The 24,436-nt window shown below is 32.4% G+C and carries 19 protein-coding genes and 2 tRNA genes; 9 read left to right on the forward strand and 12 right to left on the reverse strand.

The window, feature by feature from the left end; translation table 11 throughout:
- Window positions 1-362 precede the first annotated feature (362 nt).
- From ACSHW5_RS14240 to ACSHW5_RS14290, 11 genes are all read right to left on the reverse strand, one after another.
- Window positions 363-440, reverse strand: a tRNA-Val gene (locus ACSHW5_RS14240).
- 125 nt (window positions 441-565) lie between these two features.
- Window positions 566-643: transfer RNA gene (locus tag ACSHW5_RS14245), tRNA-Val, on the reverse strand.
- Between the two features lie 59 nt (window positions 644-702).
- A complete protein-coding gene (locus tag ACSHW5_RS14250; RefSeq protein WP_435676816.1) occupies window positions 703-1,911 on the reverse strand; it encodes a bifunctional folylpolyglutamate synthase/dihydrofolate synthase in 1,209 nt (402 codons plus the stop codon).
- A gap of 30 nt (window positions 1,912-1,941) precedes the next feature.
- The gene (locus ACSHW5_RS14255) at window positions 1,942-2,373 is read right to left on the reverse strand and encodes an adenylyltransferase/cytidyltransferase family protein (RefSeq protein WP_435676817.1); all 432 of its coding nucleotides are present in this window, start codon (window positions 2,371-2,373) and stop codon (window positions 1,942-1,944) included.
- 4 nt (window positions 2,374-2,377) lie between these two features.
- Window positions 2,378-2,803 (reverse strand): adenylyltransferase/cytidyltransferase family protein, encoded by a 426-nt coding sequence (locus ACSHW5_RS14260; protein ID WP_435676818.1) that lies wholly within the window; start codon window positions 2,801-2,803, stop codon window positions 2,378-2,380.
- Window positions 2,804-3,022: 219 nt separating this feature from the next.
- Complete coding sequence (locus tag ACSHW5_RS14265; protein ID WP_435676819.1) at window positions 3,023-3,859, reverse strand: energy transducer TonB family protein; 837 nt, start codon at window positions 3,857-3,859, stop codon at window positions 3,023-3,025.
- A 46-nt stretch (window positions 3,860-3,905) separates the two neighbouring features.
- Window positions 3,906-4,298 (reverse strand): ExbD/TolR family protein, encoded by a 393-nt coding sequence (locus tag ACSHW5_RS14270; RefSeq protein ID WP_435676820.1) that lies wholly within the window; start codon window positions 4,296-4,298, stop codon window positions 3,906-3,908.
- A 77-nt stretch (window positions 4,299-4,375) separates the two neighbouring features.
- Window positions 4,376-5,065, reverse strand: coding sequence for a MotA/TolQ/ExbB proton channel family protein (locus ACSHW5_RS14275; RefSeq protein ID WP_435676821.1), 690 nt, complete (start codon window positions 5,063-5,065; stop codon window positions 4,376-4,378).
- Between the two features lie 145 nt (window positions 5,066-5,210).
- A complete protein-coding gene (nhaD, locus tag ACSHW5_RS14280; protein ID WP_435676822.1) occupies window positions 5,211-6,608 on the reverse strand; it encodes a sodium:proton antiporter NhaD in 1,398 nt (465 codons plus the stop codon).
- A 22-nt stretch (window positions 6,609-6,630) separates the two neighbouring features.
- Complete coding sequence (locus ACSHW5_RS14285) at window positions 6,631-7,857, reverse strand: Glu/Leu/Phe/Val dehydrogenase dimerization domain-containing protein (protein ID WP_435676823.1); 1,227 nt, start codon at window positions 7,855-7,857, stop codon at window positions 6,631-6,633.
- Between the two features lie 250 nt (window positions 7,858-8,107).
- Window positions 8,108-9,166: an anhydro-N-acetylmuramic acid kinase gene (locus tag ACSHW5_RS14290; RefSeq protein WP_435676824.1), complete on the reverse strand. Its 1,059-nt coding sequence runs from the start codon at window positions 9,164-9,166 to the stop codon at window positions 8,108-8,110.
- Window positions 9,167-9,258: 92 nt separating this feature from the next.
- Here ACSHW5_RS14290 and ACSHW5_RS14295 point away from each other — a divergent pair, with 92 nt between their 5' ends.
- The gene (locus tag ACSHW5_RS14295; protein ID WP_435676825.1) at window positions 9,259-10,401 is read left to right on the forward strand and encodes an acyl-CoA dehydrogenase; all 1,143 of its coding nucleotides are present in this window, start codon (window positions 9,259-9,261) and stop codon (window positions 10,399-10,401) included.
- 326 nt (window positions 10,402-10,727) lie between these two features.
- On the opposite strand, the gene ACSHW5_RS14300 is transcribed toward ACSHW5_RS14295, so the two are convergent.
- Window positions 10,728-11,516, reverse strand: coding sequence for a tRNA pseudouridine(38-40) synthase TruA (locus ACSHW5_RS14300; protein WP_435676846.1), 789 nt, complete (start codon window positions 11,514-11,516; stop codon window positions 10,728-10,730).
- Window positions 11,517-11,791: 275 nt separating this feature from the next.
- On the opposite strand from ACSHW5_RS14300, the gene ACSHW5_RS14305 reads away from it, so the two are divergent.
- The 8 genes from ACSHW5_RS14305 to ACSHW5_RS14340 all read left to right on the forward strand — a co-directional run bounded on the left by ACSHW5_RS14305 (window position 11,792) and on the right by ACSHW5_RS14340 (window position 24,419).
- The gene (locus tag ACSHW5_RS14305; RefSeq protein ID WP_435676826.1) at window positions 11,792-12,802 is read left to right on the forward strand and encodes a porin; all 1,011 of its coding nucleotides are present in this window, start codon (window positions 11,792-11,794) and stop codon (window positions 12,800-12,802) included.
- 80 nt (window positions 12,803-12,882) lie between these two features.
- Window positions 12,883-13,233, forward strand: a complete 351-nt coding sequence (locus ACSHW5_RS14310; protein WP_435676827.1) for a P-II family nitrogen regulator — start codon at window positions 12,883-12,885, stop codon at window positions 13,231-13,233.
- 8 nt (window positions 13,234-13,241) lie between these two features.
- Complete coding sequence (locus ACSHW5_RS14315) at window positions 13,242-14,468, forward strand: ammonium transporter (protein ID WP_435676828.1); 1,227 nt, start codon at window positions 13,242-13,244, stop codon at window positions 14,466-14,468.
- 215 nt (window positions 14,469-14,683) lie between these two features.
- Complete coding sequence (gene gltB / locus ACSHW5_RS14320) at window positions 14,684-19,195, forward strand: glutamate synthase large subunit (RefSeq protein ID WP_435676829.1); 4,512 nt, start codon at window positions 14,684-14,686, stop codon at window positions 19,193-19,195.
- A 4-nt stretch (window positions 19,196-19,199) separates the two neighbouring features.
- Complete coding sequence (locus ACSHW5_RS14325; RefSeq protein ID WP_435676830.1) at window positions 19,200-20,663, forward strand: glutamate synthase subunit beta; 1,464 nt, start codon at window positions 19,200-19,202, stop codon at window positions 20,661-20,663.
- 324 nt (window positions 20,664-20,987) lie between these two features.
- Window positions 20,988-22,421, forward strand: coding sequence for a M20/M25/M40 family metallo-hydrolase (locus ACSHW5_RS14330; RefSeq protein WP_435676831.1), 1,434 nt, complete (start codon window positions 20,988-20,990; stop codon window positions 22,419-22,421).
- A 4-nt stretch (window positions 22,422-22,425) separates the two neighbouring features.
- Entirely contained in the window at window positions 22,426-22,782 is a 357-nt protein-coding gene (locus ACSHW5_RS14335; RefSeq protein WP_435676832.1) for a DoxX family protein, read from the forward strand.
- Between the two features lie 11 nt (window positions 22,783-22,793).
- Complete coding sequence (locus tag ACSHW5_RS14340; protein WP_435676833.1) at window positions 22,794-24,419, forward strand: amidohydrolase; 1,626 nt, start codon at window positions 22,794-22,796, stop codon at window positions 24,417-24,419.
- The last annotated feature ends 17 nt before the right edge of the window (window positions 24,420-24,436 follow it).

Consider the following 24,436-nt stretch of genomic DNA (forward strand, 5'->3'; position numbering starts at 1 on the left):
TTGCAGTGGAAATCCTTTTTGTGCATATATTGAATTTGTTGAGGCTATAATAAAAACCTACAAATAGGACTTCTGTACAATTATTGACATAAATCAACACAAAAAGATTGCAGCGTAAAGCCCGACCACGCTTTTTTGCGTGGGAACCTCCATATAATTATTTTGTAATACGCCTCTTTTTCATGTCTGCTAATTATGATTTAACTACTGCTAATAAAATATTAAAATTAGATGGTGGCTGGAAAAAAATTCGTGTCGCTCTGGAGTTATTTACATAGGTATATATAGTTCTATACTTTTTAAAGTTCAAAAAAACATGTTGCATAAAAAAATCCTTCACATAAATGTGAAGGATTTTGCTTTGGTGGGCAATGAGGGATTCGAACCCCCGACCCTCTCGGTGTAAACGAGATGCTCTGAACCAACTGAGCTAATTGCCCTAAGCGGCTGCAAATATAATATAGATTTTAGACATACCAAACAAAAATGTTATATAATTTTAATTTTAAAAATATATCCATTTAAAAACAAAAAATCCTTCACATAAATGTGAAGGATTTTGCTTTGGTGGGCAATGAGGGATTCGAACCCCCGACCCTCTCGGTGTAAACGAGATGCTCTGAACCAACTGAGCTAATTGCCCTAAGCGGTTGCAAATATAATACAGATTTTAAATATACCAAATAAAAAATCACACTTTCTTTAAATTATTTCCGCAACAACAAAAGTACTTCCGCCCACATAAATGATATCTTCCTGATTTGCATTATGTAAGGCGCTTTTAAAAGCATTTTTTACAGAAGAATATTTTTTTCCAATTAAATTAAATTCCTGTGCTTTTTCTTTTAAAACAACCTCAGACATCCCTCTTGGAATATCTGGCTTGCAAAAATAATACACCGCTTCTTCTGGAAAAAGCGGTAAAACCTCTTCTAACTTTTTATCTGAAACAACTCCTAAAACAAAATGAATTTTATTATATACTTCTTTTTCTAATTGTTTTAATACAATACGCAAACCGTCTTTATTATGTGCTGTATCACAAATTACTTTTGGCTTTTCTTGTAAAATTTGCCATCTACCTTTTAGGCTGGTGTTTTTTACAACATGTAACAATCCTTTTTCAATATTCTCTGTTGATATTTTAAAACCCGATAACTTTTTAATAGCAGTAACGGCTGTTTTTGTGTTTTTTTGCTGATAATTTCCCAATAAATCTGTCTTGTAAAAGGCAGCATCATCAGAAGCAAAAGAAATAAGCGCTTTGCATTCTTCCGCTTTAGCGATAAAAACACTTTTTACAGCTTCTTGCTCTTCCCCTATTACAACAGGAACTTTGTTTTTTATAATTCCTGCTTTCTCAAAAGCAATTTCTGGTAAAGTTTCTCCCAAAAACTGCGTATGATCTAAACCGATGTTCGTAATTACAGAGACCTCTGGAGTAATAATGTTTGTAGAATCTAACCTTCCTCCTAAACCCACTTCAATAATAGCAATATCAACTTTTTCTTCTGCAAAATAGTTAAATGCCAACCCTACAGTCATTTCAAAAAATGATAATTTTTGTTTTTCTAAGAAATTTTTATGCTTTTCTACAAAGGATATTACTTTTTTTCTAGGAATCTCTTTACCATTTACACGAATTCTTTCTGTAAAACTCTTTAAATGTGGCGAAGTATACAAACCTACTTTATAGCCTGCTTCTTGTAAAATAGATGCCAACATGTGACTTGTAGAGCCCTTTCCGTTTGTACCACCAACGTGAATTGATCTGAACTTTTTTTCTGGAAAATTTAATTCTTTAGAAAGTATTAAAGTATTGGTTAAATCTTTTTTGAATGCTGTTTTACCCTCTCTTTGATACATGGGCAATTGTGCAAACATCCATGCTGTAGTTTCTTTATAAGTCATAAAAACCGTGCGACAATCTTATTTTTAATACTATTTATCTTTTGTATTTAAATTTTCTTTTTCTTGCACTTCTTTACGCAATCCACTACTAGAAAAACGGTGTTCTCTTTTATTAAAATACAATTCAACGCCTTTTTCTTCGCAATATTTTCTGCCCGTAAATTGCTTGCTTGCATATTCTTCACCAATAATTCTAACATCAATTTTAAAAGACCTTAAAACATCTTCTAAATCTTGTTCTGTAGCATACGGTATTATTTCATCTACAAACCTACATCCTTTTAGCTGAATGTAACGCTCTACAACAGATTGTACTGGTCTATTTTTCTCTGGTCTATCTACAGTTGGGTCTGTTTGCAAACCACATATTAAATAATCACATTGACGCTTGGCATCTTCTAACATAGTTATATGACCTGCATGTAACAAATCAAATGCACTAAAAGTAATTCCTATTCTCATAATACTAACCTTTACCTAACAACCAAGAGGATGACTGTATTTTTTCACCAAGACCATCTATTAATTTAATGTTTAACTCATTGCAAATAGGAGCTTCTGGAATAGAATTATTATCTTGATCTCCTCCATTAGCAAATCCTAATTGATATTCGTTACCATAAGTTTCAAAAAGAGTACGAATAGACTCACGAACGGTTCTGTCTTTATCAACAGAGATTATTGCCTCATCTACTGCTTTAATATTTTGTACAATAAATAATCGTTCTTCTTCTTTTTGAAATTCCTTTGAACCTTTTAACGATCTTTGTAAATCACTATTAACAATTACAAACAACTTATCTCCTAAGGCTTTTGCATTGTTAAAGTATTCTAAATGTCCTTTGTGAATTGGATTAAAGTATCCTGAAACTATAACGGCTTGTTTTTTCATGTTTTTAGTTTTTCAAATATAAATTTAAATTTTTAGCTTAAAAAATATTGAAAGCAGCAATATCATATTTTTACACATTTTTATTGTTCCTATATAAATATCATATATAAATTTACAAAAATTGAAAAACTATTGGCAAAGCACACTAATTTGTGCAGTTGAATGTTAAAAAAAACGAATACAAAGCTTCTTTTATAAAAAGCTAAAGAAAATTACCAATTATTTAGACAAGGTAAACTTATAAATAATAGTTCCGGTTTGTTTTGTAGGTGCTTTAGAATCTGCATTCCATGTTGTTCTTAATGCAGCTTCCTTAGCTGGTTTTAATAAACATGCAGCCGTATTTGTAGAACCTTTAACACCTGCAACGGCATTAATTACACGACCATTTTTATCAACCTGAATTCTAACCACCACAATTCCTTCTTCTTGGCAATTTGGTTTTTCTATGGGTTTAGATAGCGCTTTTCTTCCTGCCAAATTGTAATTTCCTCCAGAGCCACTTCCTGTATTTCCATAATACTTATTAGAGTTCGGGTCTCCATTTTCATTCCCTTTAACGCCGGGCTTATCATCATCTCCTTCTCCTTGTGGTTTTCCATCAGAAGAATTTCCGTTTAATAAATTATTTAAGGCATCTTGGTTTTCTTTAGATGGTTTTGGTGTTGGCTTTGGTTTTTCTTTAGGAATTTCTTTTTTTACAACTTCTTTTACTGGTTTTTTAACTTCTTTTTTCTTTTCTACAACTGGCACATCTTTAGAAGTATCATCAGTAATAATTTCTTCTTTAATAATTTCTTTTGGCGTTTCTATAACCTCTTTTTCTTCAACAACTTCTTGTTTTTCCACTACTTTTGGAGCAACTGTTTTCTTTACATTTTCAACGGGTTCTCCACTACCAACCTCAGAATTACCAAAATTTATAGCCAACCCATATTCTTCTGGAGGATCTAAATAGGTCATTCCATAATTAAAAATTCCGAAAACTAAAAGCATCAGAATAATTGCTGTTATTACAGCAGATTTACGTTTATGTTTGGTTTCTAATATGGACATATTTGCATGTATACCTACTTGGTTTTAAAAACCTTTGTAGAAAAATTTATTTTCCTTTTACGGCTAAAATCATTTTTAACTTATTTCTATTCGCAATATCAATCACCTTCATTACATTTTTATAAGGAACATCTTTATCGCCTCTTATTACAATAGTTTTCTTTTTATCTCCTGCTATTTTTCTTAAAATTTCAGTTTCTAAATCTATAGAACTTACTTTTGTTTTATCGATGTAAAATAATGAATTGCTTGTAATAGTTACTGCTACAGATTTATTATTCTCAGTTTTTCCTCCTGCTTTTGGCAATAAAACATCAATGGCGCTTACCGTTACTAAAGTTGATGTAAGCATAAAAAAGATTAATAACAAGAAAACAATATCTGTCATTGAAGACATATTAAAACTTGGATCTACTTTATTTCTTCCGCGTAAATTCATTTTTATTATTTAAAAATTAAAAGATTGAATAATTAAAAAATCTTTGAACACTTTAATTTTTTAATCTTTCAATAATTTTAAACTGGTTCGTTTAACAAATCTAAAAATTCAACAGATTTTGCTTCCATTTGATACACTACTTTATCCGTTCTTACTACCAAATGATTGTAGGTTATATACGCAATAATACCCACAATTAAACCGGCAACTGTTGTTGTCATAGCAGTATACAAACCATCTGAAAGCATTTTAATATCTATTTGTCCGCCAGCATTTGCTATTTCATGAATTGCAACAATCATTCCAATTACAGTTCCTAAAAAACCAATCATTGGCGCCGCACCTGCTATTGTAGCTAAGACACTTACATTTTTTTCTAGATGATAAACTTCTAACTTTCCGGCTGTTTCTATGGCTGTATTAATATCATTTAAAGGTTTTCCTATTCTAGAAATTCCTTTACCAATTAGTCTTGCAGTAGGTGTATTTTTACTTTTACAAAGCTCACGTGCAGATTCTAATTTACCATTGGTAACAAAATCTTTAATTTGATTCATAAAATTTTTATCAACTTTTGAAGCAGATTTTATAGCGAAAAAGCGTTCGAAATAAATATATATAGCTACAGTTAACAACACAAATAGGATGGCAATTATAATTTTACCTCCCAAACCACCTTCCATAATTAAATTATAGATAGACAATGTTTTTTCTTCCGAAATAACTTCTTCTAATACGTCTTTATTTTCTTGAAAAAATGATAGCATTCAATTCTTTTTTTAGTTCTAATTAAGTAACGACTATTCTTTTTTTAAATTGTTTCAATCTTAAAAAATAGCTTTTATTGTATATCAAAAAAAATGTCACTTTGCTCAATAACAAAATGACATTTCATTATTTATGTTTCATTAATTAAAAAAGTGTTCTTGTAAGCATAAAGGTTGCAGAACCTACTAAAAACCCAATTAATGCTAACCATGATATCTTTTTTAAATACCAGAAAAAATCTATTTTTTCCATTCCCATTGCTACAACTCCGGCTGCAGAACCAATAATTAACATAGAACCACCAGTTCCTGCAGAGAATGCAATAAAATGCCATAATTCATTATCTAACGGTTCAGAAAACATTCCTAAACTTGCTGCAACTAATGGTACATTGTCTATTACTGCAGAACCTACACCTAATAACAATACTACTAAATCTGACACCCCTGTAACACCTGGAACATGTAATTCTGTACCCATCATTGGTACAGTTTCTTGTAACGTTGATGCAAAATTAAATAAAATACCTAAAGACTCTAAAGCTGCAACTGCCATTAAAATTCCTAAGAAAAATAAAATACTTGGCATTTCAATTTTTGATAAAGAATGATGTACAGGACTGTGATGTGCACCTGCTTCTGCCTCACTATCATAATCTGTTAAAGAAAATTTAGATTTACTATAAATTTCTGCAAATGTTGCAACAACAGCCAAAGACAACATCATACCAACATAAGGTGGTAAATGAGTAATTGTTTTAAAAATAGGTACAAAAACAATTGCCCCTAAACCTAAATATAACATTCTTGCACTGTGCTGACTTTTTGGCTTTTCTTCTTCTTCTACAAAATCTATTTCACCTTTAAAAGCTGGTAAGAAAGAGGCAATAAAAGTAGGAACCGCCATACATAATAAAGAAGGTATTAATAAGTATTCTACTAATTTTAAAGTAGTAACTTTTTTACCAATCCAAAGCATTGTTGTGGTAACATCTCCAATAGGAGACCAAGCACCACCTGCGTTTGCTGCAATAATAATTAAACCCGCAAACCATATTCTTTCATCTCTATTTTTAACAATTTTCTGTAAAATAGAAATTAATACAATAGTTGCTGTTAAGTTATCTATAATAGCAGATAAAATAAAAGCTAGTATCGCAAAAATCCATAAAATCTTAGATTTCTTTTTTGTTTTTACATAACCTTTTATAGTAGAGAACCCGTCGAAATAATCAATAATTTCAACAATTGTCATAGCTCCTAAAAGAAACACTAAAATTTCGGCTGTTTTACCCAAATGATGCAACAAGGTTTCTTCTACTATGTGTAATTTTTCTTCATGACCAAAAGAAGCAAAACCATCTACTAATGCGTGTTTACTAGAATCAAACCATTGTGTAAAATTATCTACACCTAAAGCTACAAGCGCCCAACATACCGCCATCATAATTAAGGCAGGTATTAACTTATCTAATTTTAAATTATGTTCTAAGGTAATTCCTAAATACCCCATTACAAATACAATAATAATTACTGATTCCATTTTAGTTACTTGTTTATTAAATTTATATCAACTCTTTAAGCGCTATTTCAAACGCTGTTTCACTTATTTTTGTTTTAGAAGCACTTCTAGCAAACGTTTTTTGCAATGCTTTTTTTATGGTGTTTGATGTATCTTCAAAAATTGCTTTGTCTGTCATTACCACTTTATGTTCCATAAAATATGCAAAAACTCTTGCCATACCACAATTGGAAATAAAATCTGGAATTAAACTCACTTTTTTATCGGTATCTTCCATAATAGATCCAAAGAAAATTTCTTTATCAGCAAACGGAACATTTGCACCACAAGAAATTACTTCCAATCCACTTTTAATCATTTTATTTATCTGTTCTTGCGTTATTAATCTAGATGCTGCACAAGGTGCAAAAATTTCGCAATTAAGATTCCAAATTTTTTCATTAATTTCTTCAAAAGGAATCATATTTGGCGCTACAAAGGTGTTACCATCTTTATTTAGAAACATTTTTTTTATTTCTTCAAAAGAAAAACCATCCTCATTTATAACACCGCCATCACTAATTATAATTCCAACAATTTTTGCGCCCATTTGAGCTAAATAATACGCAGCTGCAGAACCTACGTTACCAAAACCCTGAACTACAGCTCTTTTACCAACTACAGAACCACCGTAAATTGTATAAAAATGTTTTACTGCTTCAGCAACACCAAAACCAGTAATCATATCTGCAACGGTATATTTTCTATTGATACTAGGCGATAATTTTTTATCTTCTAACACCTTAATTACACCATGGCGTAATTGTCCTATTCTATTAATTTTATCAGCTTCTGTGGGTTTAAAATGCCCATTAAAAACCCCTTCTTGCGGATGCCAAACACCACTTTCTTCTGTAAAAGGAATTACTTCATGAATTTCATCTACATTTAAGTCTCCACCTGTTCCGTAATAATTCTTTAGCAACGGAGACACGGCATTAAACCATCTTTGTAAGACTCCTTTTTTTCGAGAATCAAGCGGATCAAAATTAATCCCAGATTTTGCACCTCCAATTGCCGGCCCAGAAACCGTGAACTTTACTTCCATCGTTTTTGCAAGCGATAAAACCTCATTCATATCTAGCCCTTTTCTCATTCTTGTTCCACCACCAGCTGCACCACCTCTTAATGAGTTTATTACTGTCCAACCTTCTGCTTCTGTTTCAGAATCTTTCCAATTAAAAACTATTTCTGGTTGTTTATTCTCGTATATCTTTAATAATTCTTTCATTTTTATTTTTTAAATAAATTAACTTTTTATGCATTATTAAACAGTTTTAATCTCGCATTAAAATCCCCTTCTGGGGAAAATTTATAGTTGATTCATTTAAAAAAAAATTATATCTATTAATTTAGTTCATACCTTACAAACTTACAGTAAAAAAATGAGTGTTCAAATTATTTATTCTAAAAGAATTTCTCAAAATTTAACTCGGGTTTCCTTTAAAATGATCTTTCTCATGAACACAAGAATCTAAAAACTATGGACAAAATATTTCTCCTGAAGAATGATTCTTGGCAGCACCCGTAACCGACTTTAAACAATTTATCTGATTATCAAGTCTTAACAACCCTAAAAAAGCAAAAATCAACGCTTCTTTATAGTTGATTAATTTCTCTTCAGGAATAATAAGGTTTACTTTTTTACAACGTTTTATGGCAGCAATTAAATACTCATTAAATGCACCACCACCAGTAACCAAAACTTTAGCGTCTTTAGGAAACACTTTTGCAATTGACCAAGCAATATGATCTGTAAATGTTCTTAACAAATCTTCTGACCTTCTTTCTGAAGATTCTAATCGCGGAAAAATTTCTTTCTGAACCCACTCTAAACCCAATGATTTTGGCGGTTTTTGCTGGTAATATTCCAAATTTCTTAAATCAGCTTCTAACGCCATTAGAAAAGTACCGGAAGCAGCAATTTTACCTTTATCATCATATTCAAAACCCAATCTTATTGCATATTTATTTAATACAATATTTACAGGACAAATATCAAAAGCAATTCTTTTATGGTCTTTTTTATAAGACACATTTGCAAATCCTCCTAAATTTAAACAATACTCATATTCCGAAAACAACAACTCATCTCCAATGGGCACCAATGGCGCTCCTTGCCCTCCTAATTTTACATCTTGTGTTCTAAAATCGCAAACAACTTTTTGCTGTGTACTGGTTGCAATTGTTTGTCCGTCACCAACTTGCAGTGTAACTCCTTTTTCTGGTTGATGCAAAACGGTATGACCATGAGACGCAATAAAATCGATATTTTTAATCTCATTTTTATTTATAAAATCATTAATTACATCTCCCAAAAAAGCACCATACTCTAGGTTTAACTTTTTTAAATCATCCGAAGAAAAATGAATTGCATTCTGCAATCTTGTACTCCAATTTTCTGAATAAGACACCGTATCAGCATATAAAATACTAAAATTTGATACTTTTTCCTTATCAAATTGCACATATACCAAATCAATTCCATCTAAAGAAGTACCAGACATTACTCCTATTGCAAAAACGTTGTTTATAATCATATCGGTAAAATTAATGAAACTCTATTGAAATTGTATTACGAAATCGATATCTTTGAGTTATTAAATTACGAATATAATAAAAATAGATACCTATGGATTTTAGTTTATCAGAAGAACATATTATGATTCGAGATGCTGCAAGAGACTTTGCACAAACCGAGTTATTACCAGGTGTAATAGAAAGAGATAACAAGCAAGAATTCCCAAATGAATTGGTAAAAAAAATGGGAGATGCAGGTTTTTTAGGACTAATGGTAGACCCTAAATATGGAGGAAGCGGAATGGACGCCATTTCTTACGTCTTAGTTATGGAAGAACTCTCTAAAATTGACGCCTCTGCCTCGGTAATGGTTTCCGTAAACAACTCTTTAGTTTGTTACGGCTTAGAAGCGTATGCCTCAGAAGAACAAAAACAAAAATATTTAACAAAATTAGCAACTGGCCAATTTTTAGGCGCCTTTTGTTTAAGCGAACCAGAAGCGGGCTCAGATGCAACATCACAAGCAACAACAGCTATAGACAAAGGAGATTATTACCTTATTAATGGCACCAAAAATTGGATTACAAATGGCGGACGTGCAGATGTATATTTGGTAATTGCACAAACAGACAGAGAAAAAGGTCACAGAGGTATTAATGCTTTTATTCTAGAAAAAGGAACAGAAGGTTTTCATATTGGCCCAAAAGAAGATAAATTAGGAATTCGTGGTTCAGACACACACACATTGCAATTTAACGATGTTAAAGTTCCTAAAGAAAACAGAATTGGCCAAGATGGTTTTGGTTTTAAATTTGCTATGAAAACACTTTCTGGCGGTAGAATTGGCATTGCCGCTCAAGCTTTAGGAATTGCTGCCGGCGGTTATGAATTGGCACTAAAATACTCTAAACAGCGCAAAGCATTTGGCACAGAAATTTGCAATCACCAAGCAATTGCCTTTAAACTGGCAGATATGTACACAGAAATTGAAGCCGCTAGAATGTTGGTAATGAAAGCTGCTTGGGACAAAGATCAAGGTAATAATTACGACATGTCTTCGGCAATGGCAAAATTGTACGCAAGTAAAGTTGCCATGGAACAAACTGTAGAAGCTGTGCAAATTCATGGAGGAAACGGTTTTGTAAAAGAATATCACGTAGAACGCTTAATGCGCGATGCCAAAATTACTCAGATTTACGAAGGCACTTCAGAGATTCAGAAAATTGTAATTTCTAGAGGTGTTATAAAGGGATAAAACACTCATTATATATAATGACATAAAAAACGCAACAATCTTACAAAATAATTAAAACCTTGTAAGATTGTTTTTTTTTATGGGCATGTTACGCAAAAAAGCGTAAACGCGCTATCCACTATATCTTTTTATACTGAATTTCTTTCAGCACTTTTCTTAATAAAAAAAGGCATTAAATCTTAATAAGAGACACTGAATGGATTTCAACATAAAAAGGATGCCGTTCCTATCGCTCATGCAAAGACTTACCAACTACAAGAATCAACTAAAAACAACTCACTTTTTTTCAACAACAGGTTTTAAAAAATTAGTTGTAAACCATATTACTATAATTCCAACTCAATATCATACAATTGCAAACCAGATGATGGTGCATTATTTCTCATAAATTTTCTGTCATTATCTTCACGTAAAGACGCTTCTATAAATTGCAAATCAAGATTTCCTTTACCAACCTCAAATAATGTAGCCATCATCAATCTTATTTGATATCGTAAAAAACCTTTTCCTCTTACCTTTAATATATAACTTTTTTCAGGAAAGAAATTTGCTGTTAAAATATCATTCTCTACAATTTCACAAGAATTAATTACTCTTTTAAAAATAGTTTGCTCACTTGGTTTTGTACAATATTTATGAAAATAATGTTCACCCTCAAATAAGTTAGCTGCGGTTTTCATCAATCTTACATCTAATTCTTTATCAATATTTACCATAAAAGGCGCAGCAAACGGATGATTTTTATCACCAAAAGAAAAATAATAATGATACTCTTTAACCTTAGCAGCTTTAATTATATTGAATTTCCGGTCTACTGATTGTATAGAAATCCCTCTAAAATCGGGAGAAAAGTTAGCATTCAAAGATTTTACAAACAAAGCCTCATCCACCAAAAAAGCAGTAAACAGTTGCACAAAATAACAATTTGCAGACACTTTTGCATCTGTTCTTCCAATACCAATAGTCTTATAACTCATGCTAACATCTTCAAAAACAAAAGATAAGGTCTTATCTACCAAATCATGTAAGGTTTTTGCATTGGTTTGTTTTTGCCAACCAGAAAAGCGAAAACCTAAAAACTGAATCTTAATTATATAGGAATATGAGTATTTCATTCCCCAAAAGTACAATAAAATGTACTTTTTTTTCAATAAGTGCATTTTTATGAATATCACAAAATTATAACTTACATTTTTTTAAACCCCTTTTTTATCAACCCTTAAAATTTAAAAATTGAAGTAATCTTATTTTACACCCCGTTTTTTTGAGGGTATCATCAATATAAAAGCCATTTATAAAAGATACACTTATTGTTTATCTAAATTTAATATATACTTTTGTCCCAGTTCAATTAAAAAACTAAACATTTAACATTAAAAGAACAATCATTATGAAAAAAGTTATTTTTACTTTATTATTCGCATGTAGCTTAGTAGTAAATGCTCAAGAAAAGGAAGAAAAAACATTTACCTTAAGTGGAAGTATAGACACTTATTTCCGCGCCAATTTAAATGCACCCAATGACGCAACTAAAGTTGCCCCTGGTTCATCTTTTGCAAATGCACCTGGTTTTGCTTTAGGAATGATTAACATTATTGCTGGTTATGAAGGCGAAAAAGTTGGTTTTGTTGCAGATTTAGTTTACGGACCAAGAGGTGAAGACGCTGTTTTTGGATCTCCAGTAGGAAGTTCTCAAATAGTAAATCAATTATATGCTTATTGGAATGTAAGCGAAAAAGTTAAACTTACCATAGGTAACTTTAATACCTTTTTAGGGTACGAAGTAATTTCTCCTACCGCTAACTTTAACTACAGTACTTCTTACTTATTCTCTTATGGTCCTTTTAGCCATTCTGGAATTAAAGCAGATTTTACTTTATCTGACAATAGCTCTTTAATGGTAGCTGTTATGAACCCTACAGATGCAACTGAATTTAATCCTAATGGAAAATATTCAATTGGTGCACAATACGGAATCTCTGGACAGTACTTTAACTTCTTATTAAACCCAGATTCTTACGAAATTGATTTTACAGGTGGTTTTGATGTATCTGAAGAATTCTATTTAGGATTAAACGCAGCATATTACAGTGAAGATGCAGCAGCAGGATTTTATGGTGTTGCCGTATACCCACAATACGCAACTTCAGATAGTTTTAAAATTGGTTTAAGAGGTGAATATTTTGCTGAAACTGATGGTGATTTTGGAGCAATAGGAACAGGAGTTGCTGATTCATCTGTATTTGCAACAACATTAACTGCAAACTATACAATTGGATCGTTAACAATTATTCCAGAGGTTAGATTAGACTCTGCTTCTGATGATTTCTTTGCAAACAGCGATGGTGTAGCTAAGAAAAGCTTAAACTCTTTTGTTTTAGCAGCAGTATACTCTTTCTAAATATAAATAAAAGTCTTAGTTTAGTGCGTTGTTAATATCCATTAAACTAAGACTAATTAAATAATTAAAATCTATTTATAATGAAAAAAATCGAAGCAATTATAAGAAAATCAAAATTTAACGCTGTTAAAGAAGCGTTGCACGCAGTAGACGTAAATTTCTTCTCTTACTGGGATGTTACTGGTTTAGGTAACGAAAAAGAAGGACACGTTTACAGAGGAGTTAGTTATAGCACAAGTGATATACAGCGTAGATACTTATCAATAGTTGTAAATGATGATTTTGAACAAATAACACTAGAAGCCTTACTTAAAGCTGCTAAAACAGGAGATGTTGGTGATGGTAAGGTTTTTGTATCAGACATTACAGAAGCATACCGTATCCGTACAGGTGAAAAAGGAGGAGAAACTTTAAAGAAAAAATCTAAATAAAAAACAATATGGAATTATTAACAACAAATAATGTATGGATGATGATCTGTACAGCCTTAGTTTTCTTTATGCATACTGGTTTTGCATTTTTAGAAATTGGTTTGACAAGACAAAAGAACACAATTAACATTTTATTTAAAAACATCTTTATCATAACATCTGGTTTACTACTTTATTATATTGGTGGTTTTAACTTAATGTACCCTGGTTTTGCAGAAGGTTCAGCCGGTGTTTTAGATTTCGCTGGTTTTGGTATTGCACCACCAGAAAACGGAATGACTGCAGAGTATGCAGATGGAGGATACACTTGGTGGACAGATTTCTTGTTTCAAGGAATGTTTGCTGCAACTGCCGCAACAATAGTTTCTGGTGCTGTAGCTGAAAGAATGAAAATTGGACCATTTATGATTTTCACAATTATATACGTTGGTTTAATATACCCAATAGCTGGTTCATGGAAATGGGGTGGTGGATTTTTAGACCAAATGGGATTCTATGATTTTGCTGGTTCTACATTGGTACACTCTGTTGGTGGATGGGCTGCTTTAGTTGCTGTTTGGTTATTAGGTCCAAGAATTGGAAAATTCAAAAATGGTAAGCCTCAAGCAATACCTGGTCATAGTATTCCTTTAGCTACTGCAGGGGTTTTAATCCTTTGGTTAGGTTGGTTTGGTTTTAACGGTGGTTCTGTTTTATCTGCAGACCCTGAATTAACTTCATTAACATTAGTTACAACTTGTTTAGCCGCAGCTGCAGGTGGTGTTGTTGCCGCTTTAGTATCTTTTATTAAATACAAGAACTTAGATTTAACAATGTTCTTAAATGGTATTTTAGGAGGTTTAGTTGGTATTACTGCTGGTGCAGATGTTATGACTCCTGAAAGCGCAATTATTATTGGTGCAATTGCAGGTGCAATAATTGTATTTGCTGTTGCCTTTGTAGACGCTATTAAATTAGATGATCCGGTAGGTGCAATTGCAGTGCATTTAATATGTGGTATTTGGGGAACATTAGCTGTAGGAATCTTTTCTACAAACCCAGAACACACATTCTTAATTCAATTAACAGGTGTAGCATGTTATGCAGCATTTTGTATAACCTCAGCATTCTTAATTATTTTTACACTTAAGAAAACAGTGGGAATTAGAGTTAGTGAAAAAGAAGAATTAGAAGGTTTAGACTCACATGAACACGGTATGGATGCTTATCCAGACTTTAGATTAAATGAGCACTAATTAACAACGTTTTAAATAAAAAGAGTCTGTAAATGTAAAAATTTACAGACTCTTTTTTTATTTTATGAATTTGACAATTAAAAAGCCATTCATTGATATAAATAAACTTTTTTTTGCCTTTTATTGTTTTCATCATAAAAATAATATTAAAAACATAAGAATACTAAAACCTTTTCAATAAAATACATAGATTTGTAAATATAATTTAATAGAATATGGAGAAACAAGGATTATACTTACCAGAATTTGAACACGAAAATTGCGGTGCCGGTTTTATCTGTAATTTGAATGGTGAAAAAACAAATCAAATTATACATGATGCCCTAGAAATTCTAGTAAAACTAGAACATAGAGGAGGTGTTAGTGCAGATGGAAAAACAGGAGATGGAGCCGGAATCTTAATAGACATCCCTCACGATTATTTTACAAGAGTTTGTACCTTCCCAATTCCCGAACAAAGAGAATATGCTGTAGGAATGGTTTTTCTTCCTAAAGTTACAAATCAATATGACTTTTGTAAAACTACCTTTGAAAATGAAATAAAACAACAGGGACTTGCCATTTTAGGATGGAGAGAAGTACCTGTAGACTCTTCTCAATTAGGAGAAATTGCATTGGCCTCAGAACCAAATATAGAGCAATTGTTTGTTGGTAAAACAGATGAAATTGACGAAGCTACTTTTAAAGCAAAGTTATACGCTGCTAGAAAAATTGCAGAACATTCTATCAGAAAATCTAAAATTTCTGAAAGTAAATATTTTTACATACCAAGTTTATCCTTAACCACTATCATTTACAAAGGTATTATCATGCCTGAAGATATTGGTCCTTATTACAAAGATTTACAAGCAATAGATTTGGTTACCCGTTTAGCATTGGTACACCAAAGATTTTCTACCAATACAATGCCAACATGGGAGTTAGCACAACCTTTTAGACACATGTGTCAGAATGGTGAAATTAACACCTTACGTGGTAATGTAAGTAGAATGCGTGTTAGAGAAGAAATCATGAAAAGTGATGTTTTTGGACCGCAAATAGACAAGTTATTCCCAATTATATTACCAGGAAAATCAGATTCTGCTTCTATGGATATGGTTGTTGAGTTATTAACTCACACCGGTCGTTCATTACCAGAAATTATGATGATGATGATTCCTGAAGCTTGGGAAAAACACAAAACCATGTCTGCAGACCGTAAAGCTTTTTACGAGTACAACGGCTGTATTATGGAACCTTGGGATGGCCCCGCTTCTGTACCGTTTACAGATGGAGATTATATTGGTGCTTTATTAGATAGAAATGGTTTAAGACCATCTAGATATACAGTTACTAAAAGCGGAAGCTTAATTATGTCATCAGAAATTGGTGTAGTTGATGTAGCTCCTGAAGATGTAAAAGAACACGGAAGATTAGAACCAGGAAAAATGTTCTTGGTAGACATGAATGAAGGTAGAATTATTCAGGATGAAGAAATAAAAAGTAAAATTGTTTCTGAAAGACCTTATCAAGAATGGCTAGACAAATCTCGTTTACACCTAAAAGATGTTCCTTATAATGGAGAAACTTGTCCTATAGAAACCATTGATGTAAAAACGCGTCAACGTTTATTTAATTACACTTTTGAAGATATTCAAGAAGTAATTACACCTATGGCAATTGTAGGTAAAGAAGCTTTAGGATCAATGGGTATTGATACACCATTAGCTGTTTTATCAGACAGACCTCAATTAATTTCAAACTATTTTAAACAATTATTTGCACAAGTTACAAACCCACCTTTAGATGGTATTCGTGAAGAAATTGTAACAGATATTAGTTTAAATTTAGGAAAAGATAGAAACATTTTCAGCATTACCAACAGACAATGTAGAAAATTAAGAATTCAAAACCCTGTTATTTCTAATGCCGATTTAGAAAAAATAAGAAATATAGATATTGAAAGTTTCAAAGCAGAAACCATACAAATATTATATCCAAAAGCACAAGGTTTAAATGGACTTGAAGACGCGTTAGATGCAATTGTTATTCAGGTAGAAAAAGCCATTGAAAACAAGAATAATATCATCATATTATCTGACAGAGGCGTAAACCAAGAGTTTGCTCCTATTCCTGCTTTATTGGCTTGTTCTTTTGTTAATCATCAATTAAACCGTTTACGTAAGCGTTCTTTTTTCGATATTATTATCGAATCTGCAGAACCACGTGAACCCCATCATTTTGCTACTTTATTTGGTTATGGCGCAAGTGCAATTAACCCATATATGGTAAATGAAATTATCCGTACACAAGTTAAAGAAGGCTTTATTACGGGTATGGATGAACAAAAAGCAGTTGACAACTTTAACAAAGCTATCGGAAAAGGTATTTTAAAAGTAATGAACAAAATAGGAATCTCTACATTACATTCTTATAGAGGTTCACAGATTTTCGAAATTGTAGGTTTCAATTCTGGTTTTGTAGAAAAATATTTCCCATATACCGCTTCAAGAATAGAAGGTATTGGTTTATACGAAATTGAAAAAGAAATAGATCAACGTTACAAACAAGCATATCCAGATAATCAAATTGACAAAAACTTAGGTTTAAATGTTGGTGGAGATTATAGATGGAGAAGAAATGGCGAGCGTCACTTATTTAATCCAACAACTGTTGCAAAATTACAACAAGCAGTAAGATTAAGTGATCAAGCTAGTTACGATGTGTATGCAAAAACAATCAACGAACAGTCAGAAAGTTTAATGACAATTCGTGGTTTGTTTCAGTTTGACAATTTAGATCCAATCCCATTAGAAGAAGTAGAACCTTGGACAGATATTGTAAAACGTTTTAAAACGGGTGCAATGTCTTACGGATCTATCTCTAGAGAAGCTCATGAAAATTTAGCGATTGCCATGAATAGAATTGGAGGAAAATCTAATTCTGGTGAAGGTGGTGAAGACAGAAAGCGTTTTCAAAAAGATATTAATGGTGATAGTAGAAACTCTGCTATTAAGCAAGTAGCTTCGGGTAGATTTGGGGTAACATCTCATTATTTATCAAGCGCAAAAGAGATACAAATTAAAATGGCACAAGGCGCCAAACCTGGTGAAGGTGGTCAACTACCTGGATCAAAGGTTTTACCTTGGATTGCCGCAGCAAGAAACTCAACTCCTTTTGTTGGTTTAATTTCTCCTCCTCCGCATCATGATATTTATTCAATTGAAGATTTAGCACAATTAATCTACGATTTAAAAAATGCAAATAGAGACGCAAGAATTAATGTAAAATTAGTTTCAGAAGTTGGTGTTGGTACCATTGCCGCTGGTGTTGCCAAAGCAAAAGCAGATGTTGTTTTAATATCTGGTTATGATGGTGGTACAGGAGCATCTCCTCTTACTTCATTAAAACACGCTGGTTTACCTTGGGAACTTGGTTTAGCAGAAGCACAACAAACTTTAGTTCTAAATAATTTAAGAAGTAGAATTGTAGTAGAATGTGATGGTCAGTTAAAAACAGGTCGTGATGTTGCAATTGCAGCCTTATTAGGCGCTGAGGAATTTGGTTTTGCAACCGCTCCTTTAGTAGCTTCTGGTTGTATTATGATGCGTAAATGTCATTTAAATACGTGTCCGGTTGGTATTGCAACTCAAGATAAAGAATTGCGAAAAAACTTTAAAGGAACACCAGAACACGTTATTAACTTCTTCTTTTATATTGCAGAAGAATTAAGAGGAATAATGGCACAACTTGGTTTTAGAACCTTGGCTGAAATGGTTGGTCAAACTCATAAAATTAATGCAAATCACGCTATCAAACACTACAAAGCAAAAGGCTTAGATCTATCTAGTATTTTACACAGACCAACTGCTTACAGAAGCATGGTTGTTAAAAATACAGAAAGTCAAGATCATAATTTAGAAGGTGTTTTAGACTTTACTATATTAAAAGATTCTCATAGAGCTTTGTATAGAAAAGAAAAAATGAATTTAGCATATCCAATCAAAAACACAGACCGTACTGTTGGAGCTATTGTTAGTCATGAAATTTCAAAAATATACGGTCATTTAGGCTTACCAGAAGACACCTTAAACATCAACTTTACAGGTTCTGCAGGTCAAAGTTTTGGAGCTTTTGGTGCACATGGTTTAACTTTTACAATAGACGGTAATACAAACGATTATTTAGGTAAAGGTTTATCTGGAGCAAAATTAATTGTTAAAAAACCAGCCAAAGCAGACTTTTTAGCAGAAAACAATATCATTGTTGGTAATGTTTGTATGTTTGGTGCTGTAGCAGGAGAAGCATACATTAATGGAATTGCAGGAGAACGTTTTGCGGTTCGTAACTCGGGTGCAACTGCTGTTGTAGAAGGCGTTGGAGATCACTGTTGTGAATACATGACAGGTGGTAAAGTAGTTGTTCTAGGTAAAACAGGAAGAAACTTTGCCGCGGGTATGAGTGGTGGTATTGCTTATGTTTATGATCCAGAAAACAAATTTGTAAACGGTCTTTGTAATACTGAAACTATCGAGTTCGAAGAAATTTCTGAAGAAGTAGCAGAAGAATTAAAAGCAACCATAGAAAAACACGTTTTATATACAGATAGTAAAAGAGGTGCTACCTTGTTAGCCGATTGGGATACAAGCCTAAAAAACTTTGTAAAAGTAATGCCAATTGAATACAAAAAAGCCTTAAAACGTTTAGAAACAGAAGAACCAATGTTCGAAGAATTAACAATAGCATAATCTCATGGGAAAAATAACAGGATTTAAAGAATTTGAAAGACAAGATGAAACCTATACTTCTGTAAAAGATCGTGTAAAAAATTATAAAGAATTTACAGTTCCTCTTTCTGAAGAAGAAATAACAAAACAAGGATCACGTTGTATGGATTGTGGAATTCCTTTCTGCCACAGTGGTTGCCCATTAGGAAATCTAATTCCAGATTTTAACCACATGGTACATCAAGGAGAATGGAAAAAAGCTTCTTGGATACTACATTCAACAAACAATTTTCCAGAATTCACAGGTCGCTTATGCCCTGCTCCATGTGAACAATCATGTGTATTAGGTATTATTGAAGACCCTGTTTCTATAGAAAATATTGAAAAAAATATTGTAGAACGTGCTTTTAAAGAAGGATGGATAAAACCACAACCTCCAAAACATAGAACAGGTAAAACAATTGCTATTGTTGGTTCTGGTCCCGCAGGTTTAGCAGCTGCACAACAATTAAACAGAGCCGGACACACTGTAACTGTTTTTGAAAGAGATGATGAAGTTGGTGGTTTGTTACGATATGGAATTCCTAATTTTAAATTAGAAAAAGGAATTATAGACAGAAGAGTAAACATTTTAGAAGCTGAAGGAATTATATTTAAAACCAACGTTAATGTTGGTGTAAATTATAACGTAAAAGACTTAAAAGCTTTTGATAGCATCGTTTTATGTGGTGGTGCAACTGAAAGACGGAGTTTACCAACTCCAGGTATTGATGCTGATGGAGTTGTGCAAGCAATGGATTTCTTAACACAACAAACTAAAGTAGTATTTGGTAAAGAGGTAAAAGATCAAGTATTAGCTACCGATAAAGACGTAATTGTTATCGGTGGTGGAGATACAGGTTCAGATTGTATTGGTACTTCAAACAGACACGGAGCAAAATCCGTAGTTAACTTTGAAATTATGCCAAAACCCCCAGGACATCGTTCTCCAACAACGCCTTGGCCTTTTTGGCCTTTACAATTAAAAACTTCGTCTTCTCATAAAGAAGGTGTAGAACGTAATTGGTTAATAAATACTAAGGAATTTGTAAAAGACGAAAACGGAAAATTAATTGCCTTAAAAACAGTTAATGTTGAGTGGAAAATGGTTCCAGGACAAAGACCTCAACTAATTGAAATAGCAGGTACAGAAAAAACTTGGCCATGTGACCTAGCTTTATTAGCATTAGGTTTTACAGGACCAGAAAGTACTTTAGCAGATAAATTAGGTCTTGAAAAAGATGGTCGTTCTAACTACAAAGCAGAATACGGAAAATATCAAACCAATGTAAAAAACATTTTTACTGCCGGTGATATGCGTCGTGGACAATCTTTAATTGTTTGGGCAATTTCTGAAGGAAGAGAGGCTGCAAGACAAGTAGATTTATTTTTAATGGGGAAATCAGAATTACCATCTAAAGATGTTTCTGGAGACTTAGTTGCCATGTAATCTATTTTAAAAACATATTCTAAAAAATGCGAACTATAACGGTTCGCATTTTTTTTGTGATAAAGATTTAATTTTAAAGAATATTTCACCATATTTCATGGTCCTAAAACATCCACATACCTATTCAACTTACTCAACATCTAGTCATTATACATTTGTTTATGAATCTTATAAATAAAAATCATTTAAAAAATTTTAAGCTTATTTTAAGTTTCATACCACCTACAAGAAAATATCTTAATTTTTAAAGAGATAATTGTTTAAAAATAAAGAGTTTATCATTTCATTTTTGTAGATTTAAAATTCCAAATCCAACTTTTTAATATGAAAAAACTAACTCTACTATTTTTCAGTATGTTATGTATGTATTCTTGTCAACAAAAAAAAGAAAACATTAGCAAGACCAAAAATCTATCAACTCAAGAAAAAATAGATTCCACAAAAATAAAAACACTCTTTAATAGTGCATTAACAGAAGGGCAATCTTATGAATGGTTGCGCGACTTAACACAAAACATTGGCGCTAGATTGTCTGGTTCTCCGCAAGCTGCAAAAGCAGTTGTTTGGGGAGAAAAATTAATGAAAACTGTGGGGTTAGATTCGGTTTGGTTACAACCTGTTATGGTACCACATTGGGTTAGAGGCGAAAAAGAAGTTGCAAATTACACCATAAATGGAAAGAAAAAAAATGTACCAATTTGTGCATTAGGTTTCTCAATAGCAACACCCAAAAACGGAATTACAGGTGAAATTATTGAAGTAAAAAGCTTAAAAGAAGCTGAAAACATGGGAGAAAAACTACGTGATAAAATTGTATTTTTTAACGGTGCTTTTGACAATACATTAATTAACACATTTAAAGCGTATGGAGGTTGCGTTGGTCAACGTTATTCTGGTGCAAGTGTTTGTGGTGCGTATGGTGCAAAAGCAGTAATTGTGCGCTCTATGACCAATGGTATTGATGATTATCCGCATACGGGAAGTATGAGTTACGGAGACATCTCAAAAGACCAATACACTCCTACAGCAGCAATTAGCTCTAGAGCTGCAGAAATTTTAAGTGCCGATTTAAAGAAAAATCCGAAATTACAATTCTACTTTAAACAGCATTGTAAAACATTGGCAGATGCACCTTCGTTTAATGTGATTGGAGAAATCAAAGGTTCTGAAACTCCTGAAAACATAATGGTTGTTGGTGGACATTTAGACTCCTGGGATTTAGGAGAAGGAGCACATGATGACGGCGCTGGAATTGTACAATCTTTAGAAGTTGCGTACTTGTTCAAAAAAAACAACATCAAACCAAAAAACACATTGCGAGTTGTATTTTTTATGAATGAAGAAAACGGAACTCGTGGCGCAAAAAAATATGCAGAATTAGCAAAACTGAATAAAGAAAATCATATTGCTGGTTTAGAATCTGATGCCGGTGGTCATACACCAAGAGGCTTTTCAATTGATGCAAATACTGTAAACACTACATTATTACAAAGCTGGAAAAAACTGCTTTCTCCTTATGGTTTGCATGATTTAGACAAAGGTGGTTCTGGCGCAGACATTGGTCCTTTAAAATCAGAACATGTAACTTTAGTTGGCTACAGACCAGATTCTCAGCGTTATTTTGATTATCATCACACCAGTACTGATACTTTTGATAAAGTTAACAAACGCGAGTTAGCACTAGGTAGCGCGTCAATGGCAAGTATTATTTATTTAATGGACAGTTATTTATATAGCAACACGCCTATAAAACCATAATTTTATGGAGCTTTTTTTACTAATACTTAAAATAAGTTTTGGAGTATTCTTCTGTTCTGCAGGAATTATGCACCTTATAAAACCATCTATTTTTAAGAATTTTATTCCTGATTTTTTACCAAAAAAAAGGGTAAGCGATAGTGCTGGTTTCATTGAATTTATCCTTGTATTAGGACTTATTTTTACATCCACAGAAAAAAAAGCTGCTCTTGGTATTTTTATTTTGATGATCTTTTTCTTCCCTATACTCCTTTGGGATGTTACCAAAATTAGACCTACCATTGGTTCTAAGAAAGTAGCTATTATTAGAATTCCTTTGCAATTTATATTGATGTCTTTATTTTATTTACAAAACTCATAAACTGAACCAAAATGAAAAAAAATATTTTCTTATTAACACTATTCATAACATTGGTTTCTTGTAATCAACCACAAAAAGTAGATTTAATTGTTATCAACTCAAATACATATACTGTAAATGATCAGTTTAAAAAAGTAGCTGCTTTTGCCATTAAAGACGGAAAGTTTATTGCTGTTGGAACCTCGAAAGAAATTCAAGAAAAATATCAATCTAAAAACACTATTGATGCAAAAAATCAAACAATTGTTCCTGGTTTAATTGATGCACATTGTCATTTTTACGGAATGGGATTGCAACAACAAAAGGTAGATTTATCTGGAACAAAAAGTTACGATGAAGTTTTAGATAAAATTGTTTCATTTCAAAAAGAAAAAAGAGCGACTTTTATAACCGGTCGTGGTTGGGATCAAAATGATTGGGAAATAAAAAAATTTCCTACAAAAGACAAATTAGACAAATTATTTCCTACAATTCCTGTTGCTGTTGGCCGGGTAGATGGCCATGCATTATTATTAAATCAAGCCGCATTAGATCTATCAGGAATTACAAAAGACACAAAAGTATCTGGTGGGGAAATTATCTTGAAAAACGGAAAATTGACTGGTGTTTTAATTGATGCTGCTATGGATTTTGTAAGGTTTCCTAAACCATCCAAACAAGAAGCAATTCAAGCACTTTTAGAGGCACAAAAAATATCATTTTCTTACGGATTAACAACAGTTGATGACGCTGGAATCAACAAAAAAACAATTGAAATCATTGATAGTTTACAACAAGTTGGAAGTTTAAAAATGCGTATTTACGCCATGGTTTCGGGCGATAAACAAGCAGCAATAGCGTATTACATCAACAAAGGAATTTATAAAACGGACAGGTTAAATGTGCGTTCGTTTAAAGTATATGGAGACGGCGCTTTAGGTTCTCGAGGAGCTGCCATGCGCAAACCTTATTCCGACCGAGAAAACCATTTTGGCGCATTCATTTATACACCAGAAAGGTATCAAGAAATTGCGAAACAAATTGCTGCATCTAATTTTCAAATGAACACGCATGCTATTGGAGATTCTTCAAATACATGGATATTAAAAACATACAATGAGGTTTTAAAAGGCAAGAAAAATAGACGTTGGAGAATTGAACATGCTCAAATAATTGCTCCAGATGATTTTGAATATTTTCAAAATATTATTCCTTCTGTACAACCAACACACGCAACTTCCGATATGTATTGGGCAACAGATAGAATTGGTAAAGAACGAATGAAAGGTGCTTATGCTTACAAAGATTTATTAAATAAGTATGGTAAAATTGCATTGGGCACAGACTTTCCTGTAGAGCAAGTAAATCCTTTTTTAACGTTTTACGCTGCTACCATTAGAAAAGACATCAACAATTATCCTGAAAATGGTTTTCAAATGGAAAATGCTTTAACCAGAGAAGAAACCTTAAAAGGAATGACAATTTGGGCTGCTTATGCTAATTTTGAAGAAAAGGAAAAAGGTTCTATTGAGGTTGGTAAATTTGCCGATTTTGTTATTTTAAATCAAGATATTATGAAAGTTGAAGGAAATAAAATACCAAATTCTAAAGTGGTTTCTACCTTTTTAAATGGAGAAAAAGTATATGAACTACATTAAATATTAGGACCGCCTAT

It is taken from the genome of Polaribacter sp. (assembly GCF_051251875.1).
GTDB lineage: Bacteria > Bacteroidota > Bacteroidia > Flavobacteriales > Flavobacteriaceae > Polaribacter.